Genomic DNA, 15,950 nt, shown 5'->3' on the forward strand with positions numbered 1-15,950 from the left:
CATGGCACGCATCAATCTCCAGCACATCCGTCACGCTTACAGCGCCAAGGCGCAGGCTGCCGGCGACTACGCACTTAAGGAAGTGCATCACGAATGGGCCGATGGCGGCGCCTATGCGCTGCTTGGTCCCTCCGGCTGCGGCAAGACCACTTTGCTCAACATCATTTCCGGGCTGCTTTATCCTTCTGAAGGACATATCGAATTCGATGGGGTCGATGTTACCAGGCTCTCGACCGAGCAGCGCAACATTGCGCAGGTTTTCCAGTTCCCGGTCGTCTACGACACGATGACGGTGTTCGACAATCTCGCCTTTCCCTTGCGCAACCGGCATGTGCCGGAAGCCGAGGTTCAGCATCGTGTTGCGGAGATCCTCGAAATGATCGACCTCGGCGGCATGGCGAAGCGCCGGGCGCAAGGCCTGACCGCCGACCAGAAGCAGAAGATTTCCCTGGGCCGCGGCCTCGTGCGGGCAGATGTCAATGCGATCCTCTTCGACGAACCGCTGACGGTGATCGACCCGCATATGAAATGGGTACTGCGGTCGCAACTGAAGCGGCTGCACCGCCAGTCCGGTTTCACCATGGTCTATGTCACGCATGACCAGACCGAGGCGCTCACCTTCGCCGACAAGGTGGTGGTGATGTATGACGGGCAGATCGTGCAGATCGGCACGCCGGCCGAACTCTTCGAAAAGCCGAGCCACACATTCGTCGGCTATTTCATCGGCTCTCCGGGCATGAACGTCATGCCGGTCGCCGTAGAGGGCTCTTCTGCCCGTATTGGCGATCAATCCATTCCGCTAGCCGGCTCGCCCAAGCTCGGCGCCGCCGGCAAGGTAGAGCTCGGTATCCGGCCTGAATTCGTCCGTCTCGGACGCGAAGGCATGCCGGTTCAGGTCAGCAAGGTCGAGGACATCGGCCGCCAGAAGATCGTTCGCGCCACATTCTGCGGCCAGCCGTTGTCGATCGTCCTTGCCGAGGATGACGAGGTGCCGGCGGAGGCGCGCATCACTTTCGACCCGAAGGCGATTGGTATCTACGCCGATTCCTGGCGCGTGGGCATGGAGGGCTGACCCGTGGAAAAGACCTGGAACAACAAGGCCTGGTTCATGGTGCTGCCGGTCCTGGTGCTGGTGGCCTTCTCGGCGGTGATCCCGCTGATGACGGTGGTGAACTATTCGGTGCAGGATACGTTCGGAAACAACGAATTCTTCTGGGCCGGCACGGACTGGTTCAAGGAAATCCTCGAATCCGACCGTTTCTGGGATGCGCTGGTGCGCAACCTGATCTTTTCCATGGTGATCCTGGCGATCGAGGTTCCGCTCGGCATCCTGATTGCGCTCAACATGCCGAAGAAGGGGCTTGGCGTTCCCGTTTGCCTCGTGCTGATGGCGCTGCCGCTGCTCATTCCGTGGAACGTCGTCGGCACCATCTGGCAGGTATTCGGCCGCGTCGATATCGGCCTTCTCGGCCACACGCTGACGGCGCTCGGCGTCAGCTATAACTATACGCAGGATCCGGTCGCCGCGTGGATCACCGTCATCGTCATGGATGTGTGGCACTGGACAAGCCTCGTCGTGCTGCTCTGCTATGCCGGTCTCGTGTCGATCCCGGATGCCTATTATCAGGCGGCCAAGATCGATGGTGCATCCCGCTGGTCGGTATTCCGTTACATCCAGTTGCCGAAGATGAAGCGTGTGCTTCTGATCGCGGTGCTGCTGCGCTTCATGGACAGCTTCATGATCTATACCGAACCATTCGTCGTCACCGGCGGCGGCCCCGGCAACTCCACGACCTTCCTGTCGATCGACCTGGTCAAGATGGCGGTCGGCCAGTTCGACCTCGGCCCGGCGGCTGCCATGTCGATCATCTACTTCCTGATTATCCTGGCCCTGTCCTGGATTTTCTACACCGTTATGACCAACAGCGATGCAGCGGAAAAGTGAGGGAGGCAGGACGATGAACCACGATACGCGCGGCAGGCTCTCCTTTCTCGTTCCGACGATCTACATCGTCTTCCTGATCCTGCCGATCTACTGGCTGGTCAATATGAGCTTCAAGGAAAATACCGAGATCCTCGGCGCCTTGTCGCTATGGCCCAGCAATCCGACACTCAGGAACTATGCGGTGATCTTCACCGATCCCTCCTGGTACAAGGGCTATATCAACTCGATCATCTACGTGGTGATGAACACCGTGATCTCGGTCACGGCGGCGCTGCCGGCGGCCTATGCCTTCTCGCGCTACCGGTTCCTTGGCGACAAGCACCTGTTCTTCTGGTTGCTGACCAACCGCATGGCGCCGCCTGCCGTCTTCGCGCTACCCTTCTTCCAGCTCTATTCGGCCTTCGGCCTGATCGACACCCACATTGCGGTGGCCATCGCTCACTGCCTGTTCAACGTGCCGCTCGCCGTCTGGATCCTTGAGGGCTTCATGTCCGGCGTGCCGAAGGAAATCGACGAGACCGCCTATATCGACGGCTATTCCTTCCCGAAATTCTTCGTGAAGATCTTCATGCCGCTGATTGCCTCCGGCATCGGTGTCGCCGCCTTCTTCTGCTTCATGTTCTCGTGGGTCGAATTGCTGATCGCCCGCACGCTGACGACGACGGACGCCAAGCCGATTGCCGCGATTATGACCCGCACGGTTTCGGCCTCGGGCATGGACTGGGGCGTGCTGGCCGCCGCGGGTGTTCTCACGATCATTCCCGGCGCGCTCGTCATCTATTTTGTCCGTAACTACATCGCCAAGGGCTTCGCCCTGGGCCGCGTCTGAGTAAGGGAGGCTCTGATGAACTTTTCCTGGATGGCCTGGACGTTGCCGACAGCGCTGTTCTTCGGCGGCATCTTTGCCCTGATTGCGCTGATGGCGGTGTGGGAATATTTCGCGCCGGGCGGCAATCCGCGCATCGGCATCCTGCGCTTCGAAACGACCCGCGGCGACCGGCTTTTCGTTTCGCTGCTCGGTTCGGCATTCATTCATCTTGCCTGGCTGGGACTTGGCGGTCCCAACCTCTGGTGGGCTCTCGCCTTGTCAGTGGTCTACGCCGTTGGCGTATTCCGCTTCGTGTGAGGCAGAAAGGACGGATGGCGGGAGGACCGGCATCCACGACGAAAGAAACTGCAATCGCAAACCCTTGGGAGGACAATCATGCGACGGCATCTTTTGACGACGACGGCAGCCATGCTGCTGGCACTTACCGGCACGGCTTTCGCCGGCATGGAGGAGGCAAAACAGTTCCTGGACAAGGAAGTGGGGGACCTTTCGGCCCTCTCCCGCGCCGATCAGGAAAAGGAAATGCAGTGGTTCATCGACGCTGCCAAACCTTTTGCCGGTATGGAAATCAAGGTGGTTTCGGAAACCATCACCACCCATGAATATGAATCGAAGGTTCTGGCACCCGCCTTCACCGCGATCACCGGTATCAAGATCACCCACGATCTCATCGGCGAAGGCGATGTGATCGAGAAGCTGCAGACGCAGATGCAGTCGGGCGAAAACATCTATGACGCCTATGTCAACGATAGCGATCTCATCGGCACTCATTGGCGCTACCAGCAGGCCCGCTCGCTGACCGACTGGATGGCCAACGAAGGCAAGGACGTCACCAATCCCGGCCTCGACATCGATGACTTCATCGGCAAGTCCTTCACCACCGCTCCGGATGGCAAGCTTTACCAGCTTCCCGACCAGCAGTTCGCCAACCTTTACTGGTTCCGTTACGACTGGTTCAACGATCCGAAGAACAAGGAGGACTTCAAGGCGAAGTATGGCTACGACCTCGGCGTTCCCGTCAACTGGTCGGCTTACGAGGATATCGCCGAATTCTTCACCGGCCGCGAGATCGACGGCAAGAAGGTCTATGGCCACATGGACTACGGCAAGAAGGACCCGTCGCTCGGCTGGCGCTTCACCGACGCCTGGCTCTCCATGGCCGGCAACGGCGACAAGGGTATTCCGAACGGAAAGCCGGTCGATGAATGGGGCATCAAGGTCGACGAGAATTCTCGGCCGGTCGGCTCCTGCGTCGCCCGTGGCGGCGATACCAACGGCCCGGCAGCCGTCTATTCGATCCAGAAGTATCTTGATTGGCTGAAGGCCTATGCTCCGGCTTCCGCCGCCGGCATGACCTTCTCGGAATCCGGTCCGGTGCCGTCGCAGGGTGAGATTGCCCAGCAGATGTTCACCTACACGGCATTTACGGCTGACTTCGTCAAGGATGGCCTGCCGGTCGTCAATTCGGACGGCACGCCGAAGTGGCGTTTCGCTCCGTCTCCGCATGGCGTCTACTGGAAGGACGGCATGAAGCTCGGCTATCAGGACGCCGGTTCCTGGACGCTGATGAAGTCGACGCCCGACGACCGCGCCAAGGCCGCATGGCTCTACGCCCAGTTCGTCACCTCGAAGACGGTCGACGTCAAGAAGAGCCATGTCGGCCTGACCTTCATCCGTCAGTCGACGCTGGATCACCAGTCCTTCACCGATCGCGCGCCGAAGCTCGGCGGTCTGATCGAGTTCTACCGTTCGCCGGCTCGCCTGCAGTGGTCGCCGACGGGCACGAACATTCCTGACTATCCGAAGCTCGCTCAGCTCTGGTGGCAAGCAATCGGCGATGCCTCTTCCGGTGCGAAGACCGCTCAGGAAGCCATGGACTCGCTGTGCGCCGAGCAGGAAAAGGTCCTTTCCCGCCTCGAACGTTCCGGCGTTCAGGGTGATATGGGTCCGAAGCTCGCCGAAGAGCATGATATCGAGTACTGGAACAAGGATGCCGTCGCGAAGGGCAATCTTGCGCCGCAGCTGAAGATCGAGAACGAGAAGGAAAAGCCCGTCACCGTCAACTATGACGAACTCGTCGCCAGCTGGAAGAAGTAAATCCTGGTAGAAATCGGGAGAAGGACCGGGGCGCGGACCAAGCGCCCCGGTCACCTGTGTTTCGGGAATGACGACGGTTTCCCGAAAATATGGAGGGATCTTGCGTCCTTGACGGCGCGGGACAAAGAGTAGAGGCAGGGCAGGCATCCTGTTTTCACCTGCCATGCGAAAGGGAGCGAGACAGTCCATGGGTGGTTACATCCTCGCCATCGATCAGGGAACCACATCCAGCCGCGCCGTTGTCTTCGATGGAGACATGACGATTGCGGGCGTTGGCCAGCAGGAATTCACGCAGCATTTCCCGTCTTCCGGCTGGGTGGAACACGATGCAGAGGAAATCTGGAGAAGCGTTCTCGCAACCGTTCGAACCGCACTTACCAAGGCAAGCGTATCCGCCGCCGACATCACAGCGATCGGCATCACCAACCAGCGCGAGACCACGGTCGTGTGGGACCGCAAGACCGGCGAGCCGCTGCACCGCGCGATCGTCTGGCAGGATCGCCGCACGGCCCGTTTCTGCGAGGAGCTGAAGGAAAAAGGCCTCGAACCGAAGTTCACCGCAAAGACCGGCCTGCTGCTTGATCCCTATTTTTCCGGCACAAAGCTTTCCTGGCTCTTGACCAATGTCGAAGGATTGCGCGCCCGCGCCGAGGCCGGCGAGGTTTGCTTCGGCACAGTGGATAGCTGGCTCATCTACAAGCTGACGGGCGGCAAGGTGCATGTTACCGACGCCACGAACGCGTCCCGCACGCTTCTTTACAATATCGGCGAGAACCGCTGGGACGACGAACTTCTGTCGATTCTCGATGTTCCCGCCGCCATGCTCCCGGAAGTCAAGGATTGCGCCGCCGATTTCGGCGTGACCGATCCGGCGGTCTTCGGCGTCGCCATCCCCATTCTGGGTGTCGCGGGCGACCAGCAGGCCGCCGTGATCGGCAACGCCTGCTTCGAGCCCGGCATGATGAAATCCACTTATGGCACCGGCTGCTTTGCCCTGCTCAACACCGGCACCGACCGGGTCGCCTCGTCGAACCGCCTGCTGACGACCATCGCCTACCGGCTGGACGGGGTGACGACCTATGCGCTGGAGGGCTCTATCTTTATCGCCGGCGCGGCGGTGCAGTGGTTGCGTGACGAACTCGGTTTCATCGGCGTTTCATCCGAGGTGGGCGCGCTGGCCATGAAGGCGGACCCTAACCAGCGCGTTTATCTCGTGCCTGCTTTCACCGGTCTTGGAGCTCCTTATTGGGATGCGGATGCGCGCGGCGCGATTTTCGGCCTGACGCGCAGCACCGGGCCGGAGGAATTCGCCCGCGCAGCCCTGGAAAGCGTCGCTTACCAGACCCACGACCTGCTGGAGGCGATGAAGAAGGACTGGAACGGTGCAGCCGACAAGACCGTGCTGCGCGTCGATGGCGGCATGGTTGCCTCCGACTGGACCATGCAGCGGCTCGCTGACATTCTGGCAAGCCCGGTCGACCGGCCGGTGATCCTTGAAACGACGGTCCTCGGCGCCGCATGGCTCGCGGGCTCCCGCGCTGGCATCTGGCCGGATCGCAAGGGCTTTGCCGAACGCTGGCGTCGCGATCATCGTTTCGAGCCTGCCATGCCGCAGGCCGAGCGTATTGCGGCTATTGCCGGTTGGCACGACAGCGTGTCGCGCTGCCTGACCAAGCGGCGTTGACGCTCAGCTTGCCCTGTCGATCATGCCGACCAGCGTTTCCAGCCGGTCGGCCTCCCGCGGCAGCTTGTCCTGCCGCAGCCGTGCGATGCGGGGAAACCGCATCGCCACTCCGGATTTGTGCCGGCCGGACCGTGCGATGCCTTCGAAGGCCACTTCCACGACGAAGCCGTGATCGTGGTCGGCTCTCAGCGCTCGAACCGGGCCGAACCGATCGATGGTATTGTTGCGCACATAGCGGTCGAGAAGTTCGAGTTCCGCATCGGTAAAGCCGAAATAGGCCTTTCCGACGGGAACGAGTACGTCGCCCTGCTCCGGATCGGCGGTCCAGACCCCGAAAGTGAAATCGGAATAATAGCTCGAACGTTTGCCGTGGCCGCGCTGCGCATACATCAGCACGGCGTCGACATTCATCGGGTCGCGCTTCCATTTGAACCACGGCCCCTTTATGCGCCCGGCCTGATAGCTGCTGTCCAACCGCTTTATCATCACGCCCTCGATCACAGGATCGGGTGGATCGCCACGCAAACGGTCGAGCTCTTCCCATGAGGAAAACGGCACCAGCGGAGAAAGGTCGAAACGTGTCAGCGCGACATTCTCGATTGTGCGGACGAGCCGTTCCCGGCGGATGAGAAATGTCTCGGCGCGAATGTCGGTATCGCGATCGAAGAGCATGTCATAGGCCCGGATGAAGGCCGGGTAGTCGCGGATCATCTTGCTGGAAACGGTCTTGCGGTTCAGCCGCTGCTGAAGGTCGGAAAATGTCCGGGTTGGCTCGTTCGAGCGGAGCGTTCCGCCGATCAACAGTTCGCCGTCGATCACGCCCTCGAACTCGGCGGCGTCCAGCACATCCGGAAAGGCGGCGGAGATGTCGTCGCCCGAGCGGGAGTAGAGCTTTCGCCTTCCGCCGAAATGAGAAAGCTGCACACGGATGCCATCCCATTTCCACTCGGCGGCAAAGTCCTTGGGGTCCAGTCCTTCCAGATCGCGGTCGCCAACGGGATTGGAGAGCATGACCGAGTGAAAGATCGCCGGCGTTGCAAGAACCGGCTTGTCGCCGCGATCTTCCAGCCAGGCGAACAGGTTTTCGTAGGGCGGCTCGAGCCCGTGCCAGAGCGTTTCGATCTCGCTCACCTCCTTCCGGCCGAATTGCGCAAGCGCCTGCTTGGCAAGGCGGGCCGATACCCCGATCCTTAAGCCACCGGTCACCAGCTTCAGAAAGGCGAAACGGCCGGATGTGTCGAGTGCGTCGAGCAGCCCCCGGACGACACTGCGCGTGTCGCTGCGGCTGGCGGTCTGCAGGGCATGGATCACCTCGGAAAGCCGTGGCTGGCTTGTGAGCGAACGCTGGGTGACCCGGTCGCCGTCCCATACCAGCGAGATGGTTTCGGCGAGGTCCCCGACGTAATCGTAGGAATAGCGGAATAGCTCCTCATCCATCCGCTCCAGTACCAGCTCGCGCAGGAGAGCCGGCTTCACATTGGCAAGGTCGAGCGTACCGGCGAGAACGGCGAGCCCGTAACCCCTGTCGGGATCGGGGGTATCGCGGAAATAGTCGGTGAGCAGCGTCAGCTTGCCGTTGCGCGCGGGCGTCAGCACGAGGCGGTCGAGCAGGTCGGAGAAGGCTTTCATGACGCCGTCAGTCTCCCTCGTCCTCATAGCCGACAAGATGCAGCGGCCGGGCCGCGATGCCGCTCAGCTCGCACCAGCGCACCAGCGCCTCCTCGCGCCCGTGCGTTACCCAGACTTGCTGAGGCGCAATTTCCCGAATCGTGGTGGTGAGTTCCGGCCAGTCGCAGTGATCCGAGATGACGAGCGGAAGCTCGACGCCAAGCTGCTTGGCGCGCTGGCGGATCATCATCCAGCCGGATGCGAAGATCGACAACGGATCGTTGAAGCGTCGCGCCCACCGGTCGTTGAAGGCGGATGGCGGACCGATGACGACCTTGCCGCGAAACCCGTCCGCGGCCACCGTATCGTCGGTCGCTGGCCTGAGTTCGCCAAGCGGAATGCCTTCGTCTGCATAATATTCGCAAAGCCGGGAGAGCGCGCCATGGATATAGATCGGTTCGTCATATCCCGCGCGACGAATGAGCGAGATTACTCGCTGCGCCTTGCCCAGCGCATAGGCGCCAACCAGATGGCTGCGATCCGGAAATTGGGACAGGGAAGTGATGAGCTTGCCGATCTCCCTGTCAGGATCGGGATGATGAAAGACCGGAAGTGCGAAGGTCGCCTCCGTAATGAAGACGTCGCAGGCGACAGGCTCGAACGGTGCGCAGGTGGGATCGATGCCGCGCTTGTAATCGCCCGAGACGACGATCCGCGTTCCTTGCCTCTCGATTGCGATCTGGGCTGATCCCAGCACATGGCCTGCGGGATGAAAGCTGACGGCGACCCCGTTCAGGTCGAGGGGGCGTCCCAATGCAATCGCCTGTTCGCTGTCACAGAAATCCGGCCCGAGGCGAATGCGCATGATGTCGAGCGTCTGGCGGGTAGCGAGCACTTTTCCGTGGCCGGGCCTGGCATGGTCGGAGTGAGCATGCGTAATCAATGCCCGCGAGACCGGACGGACCGGATCGACGTGAAAATCGCCTAGCGGGCAATAGAGGCCTTCCGGCGTCGGATGGAGCAGGGCTTCCGGCTTTATCATCCAGCTTCAAATAGGGTGGCGACATCCATCCCGCCAGTGCGGTTCTTCGGCAGAGCACGTCTTGGCGCGAGGCATTCGCACGGCGCATCCTGCTTTATCCGAGTTGCCTCTGAGCAGGCCTCACCAGGTCATAAAACGAAGGCGGGGCCTGCATCCTGCAATACAGGCCCCATCGATGGGTTCATCTATTTGTGGTTGCCTTAGAACAGAGCTGACTCGAAGAGATCTTCGTCATCATCCGCTGCCGAGGCGGCGGCAACCGGCGCGGCGGTGGCTGCCGGTAGCGGAAGAACGGCCGCGTGAATCTCGCGTTCGGCCGCCATGGTATAGCTGCGATAGATCTGGCTGCCGATTGCCTCGATTGCATGGCTGAGATCCGAGAGAGCCGGCGGGACACCCGGGGCAGCCCCGGCCACTTCGTCGGAGCAACGTGCGAGAATGTCGCCGAGTTCCGCCTTGTAATCGAGCTGGACCATCGCCTTTTCCATGCGCTCGGCGGCGTCGCGGCCATCCTCGCCAAGACGGGCAAGATCCTTTTCCATGCTGTCGCCCGCGTCATGGATGCGGCAGGCCGCGGACTGCAGGCGTTGTCCGAGGTTGACGTCGCCGTCCAGGCCGTCCGTTCCCTCCGCCATGTCTGCAGCAGCCTCCTGAAGCGCATGCAGCGCCGTCAGGATGGTTTCCGCCGTCTCGTCCATCTGGCCGGCGAAATTGCGCAGCTCGGCCGTCACGACATTGATCGCGCGGCCTTCCTCGCCGATGCGGCTGCAGCGCAGATTGGTGTTCAGCGCCATATACTGGATGTCGGTGCGGACCACGCGGACGATCTCGATACCGGAAACCAGTTCGCCGACCAGTTCGGCGGTGCTGCGGCTGAGATCGGTGGCTTCGAGCGAGGCCGCCTCCACGGTCGTCACGATCTTTCGGGCTGCCGCAACATTCTGTTCCAGCTGCCGGATTGCGCGGCTGTTGCCGCTTTCGCCATTGCCGGCCATCAGGTCGCGCAGCGACAGCATCTCGCCGATATCGCCGCGGAAGCTTCCCATCGTGTTGACGATCTTTGTCGTGTCGCGGTCGAAATCTGCACTCGTCTGTTCGAGCTGACGGGCGACCAGACAGGTGATGGCGATCGAAAGCCGGTTCTTTTGATCTTGCGAAAGCGAGCGCCCTTCGCCCGTTTCGAGATAGTCGTCAAGGATAGCGAAGGCCGATTGGCAATGCTCGATGCGCTGGCGGGAAATGTCGCCAATCTGCATAGCGGAAAGCACCGTCGCAAGCTTCGTTTGAACGCCGCCGGCAAGCTTGCGCACCCGCTGGGCGGTGGCGCCAAGCGTGCGATGCTGCTCGGTCAGGAGCTCGCTGCTTTCGGCAAGATCCTTGACGATGCCGGGAACCACGGTCTCGAACTGATGCAGGATTTCCCGACCGCGGGCCGCCGCCGGGTCGAGACGCTTGCCGAGTTGGTCGAGCGTTTCGGCAAACTTGTCGACCTGGCTTGCGCCATACTGGATGCGCTCGATGATTTCCTCTGCAAAGCCGGCAAAATCCGCGATACCGGCGCCGGTGATCTTGGCGGTAATCGCGAAGGTACGCAGGTAGCGCAACGTTTCGCGCATCGTCACGACCTTGTCGCGCAACCCTTTTTCGATCGAGGAAATGGTGGCGAGCGCCGACTGCCGCCGGCTTTCCCGCTCTGGCAGCGCCGAAAGCTCCGTCATGGTCGCCTTGAGTTCGCGGCCCGTCGCTTCAGCGTTGTCGCCGTCAAGCGCGCCTGTCACGGCATCCAGCGTCGCCGCCAGCTTGTCGATGGATTCCAGGACCGAGAGCAGGATGGTGCCGCCTTCGAGAAAACGTTTCTCGATGGCCGTGCGCGCCTGTTCGAGATCGGCGGAAATCACGCCGTTCCCGGATGTCGTGAGATCATGGCTAAGTCTGGCGTGCTGCATGCTGTCTAATCCCCGCCCGTTTCAGGTCTTCTTGGCGCATTTGGAAATCTTGCGCTTTTTTGAAAGTCGAATTTGGCTATTCGCTAGAGTAGTCGTTTTTTGACATTTGCGGCCATGCTGCATGAAGAAGCTTAAGCCATCCACAACGCGCGGATAGAATTCCAGCCATTGGTAAAGTTGGACTTTTCGATTTTGGTAAAATTCTAGCGAATATCGGGGAGTTAAAAGTCGTCGTAACCTGTTTACGACACATTAACCGTCCGATGAGAGCTTTTTTTTCGACGCAGTAGAACTGCTGACAGGTTCGGGGGAACAATGTCGACCGGTGTGGCAATACTAAAGTTGGATGGTCCTTGTACCATCCGAAACGCGACGGTTCTTCACAAGGAATTGCTCGATTTTATCGGAGAGAATGAAAGCATCTCTCTGGATATAGCCGGTGACGCCGATTTCGACGCCAGTTTCGTCCAGTTGATTGAATCGGCTCGGCGCTATGCCACCGGCCGCGGCAAGTCCCTGACACTCAATCACCCCGCGAGCGGCAGACTTCTCGACGTGCTTCAACGTGTCGGCCTGGTCGACGCTTCCAAATCCGCAACATCCGATTTCTGGCTCAATGGAGGAGACCTTCGATGAGCGCCAAGATTCTTACGGTGGATGATTCCGCCAGCGTTCGCCTTACCACCCGTATCGCACTGACCAATGCCGGCTATCAGGTGACGGAAGCCGTCGACGGCACCGATGGCCTTGCCAAGGTGAATGGTGGTCAGTTCGACCTCATCATCACCGATCTCAACATGCCGAACATGGACGGGCTGACCATGATCCGGGAACTGCGCAAGGTTCCCGCGAACACCGGTATTCCGATCATCTTCCTGACGACCGAATCGGACGGAGACATCAAGCAGCAGGCAAAGGCGGCGGGCGCGACCGGCTGGCTGACCAAGCCTTTCGATCCTGAAAATCTTGTGAAAGTCGCTAAGAAGGTTCTCGGCAGATGACGGACGTCGATCCAATCGCAGTCTTCCTGACGGAAGCGACTGAATTGCTTGAACAGGTCGAGGCGGGTTTGCTCGACCTCACCAGCCGATTGGACGACAAGGACCAGATTGACGCAGTCTTTCGTGGTCTCCACACCCTCAAGGGCTCCGGCGCGATGTTCGGCTTCGATGCGCTGGCCGCCTTCACCCATCATTGCGAAACCGCATTCGACCGCGTGCGCAAGGGCGATGTGCCCGCCACCCAAGAACTGGTCGCCGCCGTTCTTGCGGCTCAGGATCATATGCGGGCGCTGCTTGAAACGCCGAACGGTGATCACGAGGAAAAGAGCGCCGAACTTCTCGCCGTGCTGCAGGCCGCGGTCGCCGGTTCGGGCGGCGCAGTTTCCGCTCAGCCCGCAGCCGTCGCGGCTCAGCCGGTTCAGCAAGAACCAAAGGGCGGTTCTTGGCGCATTCGTTTCAGCCTGCCACGCGACTCCATGGCGAACGGTACCAATCCGCTCGGCCTGCTCGATGAATTGCGCGATCTCGGCGATTGCCGCATCGTAGCCGATGTCAGCAAGGTTCCTCCCCTGGACGCGCTTGTTCCGACGGAAATCCACCTTGCCTGGGATATCCATCTTGTCACCGACGCCGGACGCGACGCGATCGAGGATGTTTTCATCTTCGTCATGGACGAGATGGAACTGTCGATCGAGCGACTGCAGGACGAGGCTGCAAAGCCCGAGGCGGTAAAGACGGCGGCGCCAGCCGCGCCGGTGCCGGCGGTTACGGAAGTTCCGCAGACCCAGGCGAAGACGAACGAGACTGTAGCGCCCGCTGCCGACAGCAGGCCACAGCAACAGCAGGCCAAGGCGGCGGAAAACGTGCGCGTTCCAGCCGAACGGCTCGATGAACTGATGGACAGGGTCGGCGAACTGGTGATCGCCCAGTCGCGCCTGTCGCAGCTGGCTGACGCGACGATGGAAATCCAGCTGCGCGCGGTCTCCGAAGATATCGAGCGCCTGTCGGGCGAATTGCGCGATACGATGATGGTTCTGCGCATGATGCCGGTCGCAAGCCTCTTCGGCCGCTTCCGCCGCCTCGTGCACGACCTTTCCCGCGAGACGGGCAAGAAGATCGAGCTCATCACCGAAGGCGAAACGACCGAGGTCGACAAGACCGTCATCGATCGCCTCGCCGATCCTCTGGTGCATCTGGTGCGCAACTCCATCGACCATGGTCTGGAACTGCCGCAGGACCGCCGTGGCGCCGGCAAGGATGAGACAGGCCGCATCATACTCTCGGCCCATCAATCGGGCGGGGAGGTCATCATCACCATCAAGGACGATGGTCGCGGCATCGATCGGGCCCGCGTCCGGGCCAAGGCGGAATCTTCCGGTCTGGTTCAGCCCGGCGCCACGCTGACGGATCAGGAATTGTTGCAGATGATCTTCCAGCCCGGTTTCTCCACGGCTGCGACGATCACCAATCTGTCCGGCCGCGGCGTTGGCATGGACGTCGTCAAGAAGACGGTGGAGGCTCTTCGGGGCACCATCGATGTCACCAGCACGCCCGGTGAAGGCTCCGAGATATCGCTGCGCATTCCGCTGACGCTGGCGATCATTGACGGCCTGCTGGTGCGGGTCGGCAATGCACCTTATGTTATTCCGCTTTCGGCGGTCGAGGAATGCCTCGAGCTCTCCGTTGAGGACGACATGCGCTCGCGCGGCCGCAGCTTCATTTCTCTCCGGGAAAGCCTCGTGCCCTTCATCCGGTTACGCGAACTCTTCCATACCGGCACGACGCCGGATCCCTTCCAGAAGATCGTCGTCATCTCCACCGGCACCGAACGGGTCGGGCTGGTTGTCGACCAGATCATCGGTGACCACCAGACGGTCATCAAGTCGCTGTCGAAGCTGCATCACGACGTCGCGACCTTCTCCGGCGCCACGATCCTTGGCGATGGCAGCGTCGCCCTTATCCTGGATGTCACCCACCTGGTGGCGTCGGGTCAACATCAGGAGGCGCAGTTGCGCGCGGCAGGATGAGCGAAGCACTGAAGATGGTAAGGACCGATTATTGGGGCGAGGCCAACGAGGCGGAGGTCCTGACCTTCGAACTGGCCGGCGAGACCTTTGCCTTCGACGCCGTCATCGTTCAGGAAATTCTCGATCTCTTGCCGGAAACGGCGGTGCCGGGCAGTCGGCCATTCGTCGGCAGCGTCATCAATTTCCGTGGCAAGGTCATACCGCTCGCGGACATAAGGCTGGCCTTTGGCATGGAAGCCACCCAGCCGACGATCGATAGCCGGATCATCGTGATCGAGCTGGATATCGAGGGCGAACTGACCCTGGTCGGCGTCCGGACCGATAAGGTGAATGAAGTCACCACACTCAATCGTGCCGCAAGCGAGCCGCCGCCGAGCGTCGGCATGCGCTGGCGTCCTGACTTCATCCACTGCCTGGTGAAGAGGGACAGCGATTTTATCATTTTGCCTAATCTCGAAGCGATCTTTTCCCAGAAGGTCGACCGCTCCCATTTTCATATCGCCAATTTGTCCTCGTGACCCAAGGAATTCCGCGTCATGCGCTTCACCATTAAACTGAAACTCGCACTGGCTTTTTCCGCAGTCGTGCTCCTTCTTGTCGGTGTAACTCTCTACGCCGTAAATAGTCTTGCAAGCATGGACCATGCGCTCGCAGCGGTTATCAATGGTCCAGCCACGCAGCTTCAACATGCTATGCAGGTCAACATCGAACAGGCCGAGCAAGTGCGTGCGCAGCGCAATGCCCTTCTGCGTACGACGATGGAACAATCGGAAGCCGATTACCGCAGTGCCGAGCAGCGTACGCAGAACCTCGCGAACGCCATCGAGAAGGGCCTTCCAAACGCCAGCGAGGAAGGGCGCCCGATGTGGCTTGAGCTGCAGACCGCGACCAAGGCTCTCGGCGAAGTGACGAAGGAGATCGAGCAGATCCACAAAGCCCAGGGACGTGATTCGGCTCTTTCCTACGCGAGCGTGGAACTGAACAAGGTTTCGCTGCCGCTGCGCGAAGTTGCTATCAAGCTGCAGGCTCTGTCCATTGCCAAGATGGAGGAGGCGAAAGTCGAAGCTGAGCAAAGCTATCAGGAGACGCGCACCCTCCTGCTGACTGTTGCCGGCGTTGCTTTCGCGATCGCTGTCGCTGCCGCGGTCTGGCTGTCGCTGACGATCAGCCGTGGCCTTTCGCGGGCCGTGACCGCAGTCCGCAGCGTTGCCGAGGGCGATCTGACGAGAACAGCGCAGGTAACCACTCGCGACGAGGTGGGTGAGCTTCTCTCCTATGTCAACGAAATGGTCGAGCGGCTTCGTGGTGTTGTTGCGGACGCGCTTTCTGCGTCTGACAACGTGTCGTCGGGCAGCCAGGAGCTTTCGGCGAGCTCGGAACAGCTCTCGCAGGGTGCGACGGAACAGGCTGCTTCGGCGGAAGAAGCCTCTGCCTCGATGGAGCAGATGGCGGCCAACATCAAGCAGAACGCCGACAATGCGGCCCAGACGGAAAAGATCGCCCGCCAGTCTGCCAAGGATGCCGAAGCGAGCGGCGATGCGGTGAACCGGGCCGTGGCCGCAATGCGCACGATCGCCGAGAAGATCTCGATCGTGCAGGAAATCGCCCGGCAGACCGATCTTCTGGCGCTCAACGCCGCGGTCGAGGCAGCGCGCGCCGGCGAACACGGCAAGGGCTTTGCGGTGGTTGCTTCGGAAGTACGCAAGCTTGCCGAACGCTCCCAGTCTGCAGCAGCCGAAATCAGCGCGATGTCTGGCGAGACGGTGCAGTC

Annotated in this window: 13 protein-coding genes and 1 pseudogene; 11 read left to right on the forward strand and 3 right to left on the reverse strand. The window is 60.8% G+C overall.

All coding sequences use genetic code 11. The features are described 5' to 3' along the window. The first annotated feature begins 1 nt into the window (after position 1). The 6 genes from J5N58_RS24970 (at position 2) to glpK (ending at position 6,555) form a co-directional block, all read left to right on the forward strand. Positions 2-1,072 carry an ABC transporter ATP-binding protein gene (locus J5N58_RS24970; protein WP_113443731.1) on the forward strand — a complete coding sequence of 357 codons (1,071 nt, stop codon included), beginning with the start codon at positions 2-4 and terminating at the stop codon, positions 1,070-1,072. Between the two features lie 3 nt (positions 1,073-1,075). Further along, positions 1,076-1,945 (forward strand): carbohydrate ABC transporter permease, encoded by an 870-nt coding sequence (locus J5N58_RS24975; RefSeq protein ID WP_112829989.1) that lies wholly within the window; start codon positions 1,076-1,078, stop codon positions 1,943-1,945. Between the two features lie 13 nt (positions 1,946-1,958). Beyond that, positions 1,959-2,774 (forward strand): carbohydrate ABC transporter permease, encoded by an 816-nt coding sequence (locus J5N58_RS24980; protein ID WP_112829988.1) that lies wholly within the window; start codon positions 1,959-1,961, stop codon positions 2,772-2,774. A gap of 15 nt (positions 2,775-2,789) precedes the next feature. Continuing rightward, complete coding sequence (locus J5N58_RS24985; RefSeq protein ID WP_112829987.1) at positions 2,790-3,071, forward strand: DUF2160 domain-containing protein; 282 nt, start codon at positions 2,790-2,792, stop codon at positions 3,069-3,071. A 78-nt stretch (positions 3,072-3,149) separates the two neighbouring features. Then, the gene (locus J5N58_RS24990) at positions 3,150-4,871 is read left to right on the forward strand and encodes an ABC transporter substrate-binding protein (protein WP_112829986.1); all 1,722 of its coding nucleotides are present in this window, start codon (positions 3,150-3,152) and stop codon (positions 4,869-4,871) included. Between the two features lie 187 nt (positions 4,872-5,058). Beyond that, complete coding sequence (gene glpK / locus J5N58_RS24995; RefSeq protein ID WP_113443732.1) at positions 5,059-6,555, forward strand: glycerol kinase GlpK; 1,497 nt, start codon at positions 5,059-5,061, stop codon at positions 6,553-6,555. Between the two features lie 3 nt (positions 6,556-6,558). Here the strand turns inward: glpK and J5N58_RS25000 are convergent, their stop codons facing one another. The 3 genes from J5N58_RS25000 to J5N58_RS25010 form a co-directional block, all read right to left on the reverse strand. Beyond that, positions 6,559-8,184 (reverse strand): cisplatin damage response ATP-dependent DNA ligase, encoded by a 1,626-nt coding sequence (locus J5N58_RS25000; protein WP_113438491.1) that lies wholly within the window; start codon positions 8,182-8,184, stop codon positions 6,559-6,561. A 7-nt stretch (positions 8,185-8,191) separates the two neighbouring features. After that, positions 8,192-9,202 carry a ligase-associated DNA damage response exonuclease gene (locus J5N58_RS25005; RefSeq protein ID WP_113443735.1) on the reverse strand — a complete coding sequence of 337 codons (1,011 nt, stop codon included), beginning with the start codon at positions 9,200-9,202 and terminating at the stop codon, positions 8,192-8,194. Between the two features lie 203 nt (positions 9,203-9,405). After that, entirely contained in the window at positions 9,406-11,151 is a 1,746-nt protein-coding gene (locus J5N58_RS25010; protein WP_113443733.1) for a methyl-accepting chemotaxis protein, read from the reverse strand. A 315-nt stretch (positions 11,152-11,466) separates the two neighbouring features. Here J5N58_RS25010 and J5N58_RS25015 point away from each other — a divergent pair, with 315 nt between their 5' ends. The 5 genes and pseudogenes from J5N58_RS25015 to J5N58_RS26080 all read left to right on the forward strand — a co-directional run. Continuing rightward, the gene (locus J5N58_RS25015; RefSeq protein ID WP_113438493.1) at positions 11,467-11,787 is read left to right on the forward strand and encodes an STAS domain-containing protein; all 321 of its coding nucleotides are present in this window, start codon (positions 11,467-11,469) and stop codon (positions 11,785-11,787) included. Beyond that, entirely contained in the window at positions 11,784-12,152 is a 369-nt protein-coding gene (locus J5N58_RS25020) for a response regulator (RefSeq protein ID WP_099056040.1), read from the forward strand. Before J5N58_RS25015 ends, J5N58_RS25020 begins: the two co-directional genes overlap by 4 nt. Continuing rightward, positions 12,149-14,179: a chemotaxis protein CheA gene (locus tag J5N58_RS25025; protein ID WP_113438494.1), complete on the forward strand. Its 2,031-nt coding sequence runs from the start codon at positions 12,149-12,151 to the stop codon at positions 14,177-14,179. The genes J5N58_RS25020 and J5N58_RS25025 overlap by 4 nt, the downstream gene beginning before the upstream one ends. Then, complete coding sequence (locus tag J5N58_RS25030; protein WP_112829980.1) at positions 14,176-14,697, forward strand: chemotaxis protein CheW; 522 nt, start codon at positions 14,176-14,178, stop codon at positions 14,695-14,697. The genes J5N58_RS25025 and J5N58_RS25030 overlap by 4 nt, the downstream gene beginning before the upstream one ends. 588 nt (positions 14,698-15,285) lie before the next feature. After that, positions 15,286-15,950, forward strand: a pseudogene (locus J5N58_RS26080) (methyl-accepting chemotaxis protein); the annotation flags it as partial.

The sequence above is a fragment of the Paenirhizobium cremeum genome (assembly GCF_022884085.1).
GTDB lineage: Bacteria > Pseudomonadota > Alphaproteobacteria > Rhizobiales > Rhizobiaceae > Allorhizobium > Allorhizobium cremeum.

Bases quoted from the DNA above. Each gene is read 5' to 3' on its own strand.
- glpK (WP_113443732.1), top strand. From the start codon at position 5,059: ATGGGTGGTTACATCCTCGCCATCGATCAGGGAACCACATCCAGCCGC.
- J5N58_RS24985 (WP_112829987.1), top strand. From the start codon at position 2,790: ATGAACTTTTCCTGGATGGCCTGGACGTTGCCGACAGCGCTGTTCTTC.
- J5N58_RS25020 (WP_099056040.1), top strand. From the start codon at position 11,784: ATGAGCGCCAAGATTCTTACGGTGGATGATTCCGCCAGCGTTCGCCTT.
- J5N58_RS24980 (WP_112829988.1), top strand. From the start codon at position 1,959: ATGAACCACGATACGCGCGGCAGGCTCTCCTTTCTCGTTCCGACGATC.
- J5N58_RS25030 (WP_112829980.1), top strand. From the start codon at position 14,176: ATGAGCGAAGCACTGAAGATGGTAAGGACCGATTATTGGGGCGAGGCC.
- J5N58_RS24970 (WP_113443731.1), top strand. From the start codon at position 2: ATGGCACGCATCAATCTCCAGCACATCCGTCACGCTTACAGCGCCAAG.
- J5N58_RS25000 (WP_113438491.1), bottom strand. From the start codon at position 8,184: ATGAAAGCCTTCTCCGACCTGCTCGACCGCCTCGTGCTGACGCCCGCG.
- J5N58_RS25025 (WP_113438494.1), top strand. From the start codon at position 12,149: ATGACGGACGTCGATCCAATCGCAGTCTTCCTGACGGAAGCGACTGAA.
- J5N58_RS25010 (WP_113443733.1), bottom strand. From the start codon at position 11,151: ATGCAGCACGCCAGACTTAGCCATGATCTCACGACATCCGGGAACGGC.
- J5N58_RS24990 (WP_112829986.1), top strand. From the start codon at position 3,150: ATGCGACGGCATCTTTTGACGACGACGGCAGCCATGCTGCTGGCACTT.
- J5N58_RS25015 (WP_113438493.1), top strand. From the start codon at position 11,467: ATGTCGACCGGTGTGGCAATACTAAAGTTGGATGGTCCTTGTACCATC.